The 2,382-nt window shown below is 41.5% G+C and carries 4 protein-coding genes and 1 pseudogene; 1 reads left to right on the forward strand and 4 read right to left on the reverse strand.

Annotated features, from left to right (window positions below; genetic code table 11):
* Positions 1-227 (forward strand): pentapeptide repeat-containing protein (locus F6K37_RS38415; RefSeq protein WP_287256367.1); only part of this gene is annotated, 227 nt, incomplete at its 5' end.
* Positions 228-393: 166 nt separating this feature from the next.
* Here F6K37_RS38415 and F6K37_RS38420 read toward each other — a convergent pair.
* The 4 genes and pseudogenes from F6K37_RS38420 to F6K37_RS38440 form a co-directional block, all read right to left on the reverse strand.
* Positions 394-525 (reverse strand): hypothetical protein, encoded by a 132-nt coding sequence (locus F6K37_RS38420; protein WP_287256370.1) that lies wholly within the window; start codon positions 523-525, stop codon positions 394-396.
* Positions 526-626: 101 nt separating this feature from the next.
* Positions 627-1,697 (reverse strand): ParA family protein, encoded by a 1,071-nt coding sequence (locus tag F6K37_RS38425; RefSeq protein ID WP_287256371.1) that lies wholly within the window; start codon positions 1,695-1,697, stop codon positions 627-629.
* Between the two features lie 269 nt (positions 1,698-1,966).
* Positions 1,967-2,189, reverse strand: a pseudogene (locus F6K37_RS45890) (type II toxin-antitoxin system PemK/MazF family toxin); the annotation flags it as partial.
* Positions 2,186-2,382: hypothetical protein (locus tag F6K37_RS38440; protein WP_287256373.1), on the reverse strand; the 197-nt coding region annotated here is incomplete at its 5' end. The pseudogene F6K37_RS45890 and the gene F6K37_RS38440, both read right to left, overlap by 4 nt.

The raw sequence follows: 2,382 nt of genomic DNA on the forward strand, positions 1-2,382 counted from the left end.
TACGCAATGCCAATTTGGGTCGAGCTTACCTGAAAAAAGCTATTTTGACAGGAGCAGACTTGCGTGGGGCGAATCTTAGTTATGCTCATCTCGAAAATGCTAATCTGCGGGGAGCAAATTTGTGTGGAGCCAATCTTTCTAATGCCAAAGTTACTAAGGAACAGTTGGCACAAGCTAAGACTAATTGGACAACAGTACTTCCTACTGGTAAGCGGGGGTTTTGGTAATGTAGCAAGGGGAATAGGGAGTAGGCAAGAGGCAAGAGGCAAGAGCGAATAGGGAATAGGGAATAGGGAATAGGGAATAGGGAATAGGGAATAGGAAGAAAGAGATGCGATTATTTTTTGATGTTGCTAACCCAAGAAATGGTATTCAAAAAAACCATGCAATTTCCTAAATGTGATAGGAAAAAAACTCATCAATAGGGTCATCACAGAGGAAAACAAAGATATAAACAAAGATATCAATGTAACGAATGTGGTCGTCAATCGTCGAGCGATCACCAATACCCTCTAACCTTCGCACGACTGGCAGCGGGGATTGCACCGCCCTGTAACACAGCCGGAAGCCCCTCAATCGAAGCTCAACGATAACCTCGATTGCGCTGGCGAGATAACGTTCCGGTTTTAAAGTTTATCTAAGAGATCATCAACAGCAGTTGCACATTCCTTAATACGAGCAGCTACAACGGTAATATCGCGGTTGTAAATTCTGTGTTTTCCTTGGGTTAATTTAGATAAAGGTTTACCAAGATGTGCAGCCACGACACCGGAAGTATTAAAGTCTCGAAGTGGTATAGAGTAGTGATCGCGGAAATCTTGCATAGTCTCTATTGATTTTGAAGTTGCGGTGAAGCGATTCTTATTTTCTTGAAACTCTTTGAATAGAGTATCTGCTGTTGCATCTGATAATGCAGCAAAAGCTCCTGCAGTACCATCGTACTGCGTTAGTCTATTGCCAACGATAAGGTGAATTTTGGGAATCGAAATTCTTTTTTGTGGTGCCATTGCAGCAAAAGTCCACTTGCTATAGACAGGGTGAGGAGGAATTGTGCCATGTAGAAGGGTGAACATTGCTTGAGTGGCAATCCGAGATGAATCATCAGCGTTAACAGGAACAATCAGTTTTTCAACACAGGAAATAGCAACTTCTGTGTAAATGCTAAAACTGGGATTGGTATCAATAAAAACTAACCAATCTCCCCCCACTTTATCTGCTAATCCCTTATAGAATTCTTCTAAAATATTATGAACCCATATCCAGGGATCAACTCCAGGAACTAATGCGGGAAAATCGATTGCTTTGTTTAAAGCTGGTACAAGTAGTTCAAGATTTGGATCGCCGCATAAAAGATAGAGGTTATCGGGGATCTCACTATTAACTTTGTTTACCTGGGTCACGAAACGACTTTGATTTGGAAGTGATGCTCCTTGACCACTAGAAATAACTTCACTAAAGTACCCAGCGACAGTTTTTGCTACTGGCTGATGCAAACAATTCTCCATGAGTATATTTTCTCCTCCTGAGCCACCACCTAAAAGAATCAGAGAAGAGTTTGCTTGAGGACACATATCGATAACCAGAACTTTAGATTCCGGATTCTTTTCTGCATATCTTGTTGCAACATGAAACGTTATGGAGCTTTTCCCGACTCCTCCTTTATTATTCCAAATGGCAAAGCTTTCTTTAATCGGCATTAACTTACTCTTATGTGGCTCTTAATTTTGCAATAGATATAACCTAATTTATCACAACTCTGATTTATTTGCTACAAAAGTTTTTAAAAAACGGCTGGGTGGTGACAGGACAGGGTAAAAGCCTATATCGGAGCGGGTTTGACCTAACTGACTTCCTTGAAGATTGTTGGAAATTTGTGGGGGCAATTCTCTTGCACAGACGCTACAGGATCACTAGTTACCACTCCGATTCTCAATCAGCAGCGGTTCAAACCTGCTGGATCTCTTCACGAGTCCGAAGCTAATCCACCCTCTCCTTGGGCAATCCGAACACAAATTGGTAACGAAGCGCGGCGTTTTTGTCCTTAGAGGAATTGCAATAATTGTTGTAGTGAACTGGGAAACAATATCATTTTGAAAAATAATGACAGGACGAATACCTGCTTGCTCAGAACCTTGAGTTGGATTGAGATTAGCTACCCAGATATCGCTACGTTGATATTGATTTATCATAGCCTATCTTCTTGATCAAGACTTGCCGCATAATCGCTCATTCCCACTTCAGCAAGAGCGCGATCTTCCTGGGCAAACTCATGAGAAAGGGCTTTTAACTGAGCAGGATCAAGAACAATCCGACAACGTTTATCTTGAAACTTAAGAAATGCAATAAAATCAGCGACTTGCTGAAGTTGTTCAGCAGTAAGTA

The organism is Moorena sp. SIO4E2, from assembly GCF_010671945.1.
Lineage (GTDB): Bacteria > Cyanobacteriota > Cyanobacteriia > Cyanobacteriales > Coleofasciculaceae > Moorena > Moorena producens.

What these genes read in the sequence shown, in the direction of transcription:
- F6K37_RS38425 (WP_287256371.1), bottom strand. Translation starts at nt 1,697, where the DNA reads ATGCCGATTAAAGAAAGCTTTGCCATTTGGAATAATAAAGGAGGAGTC.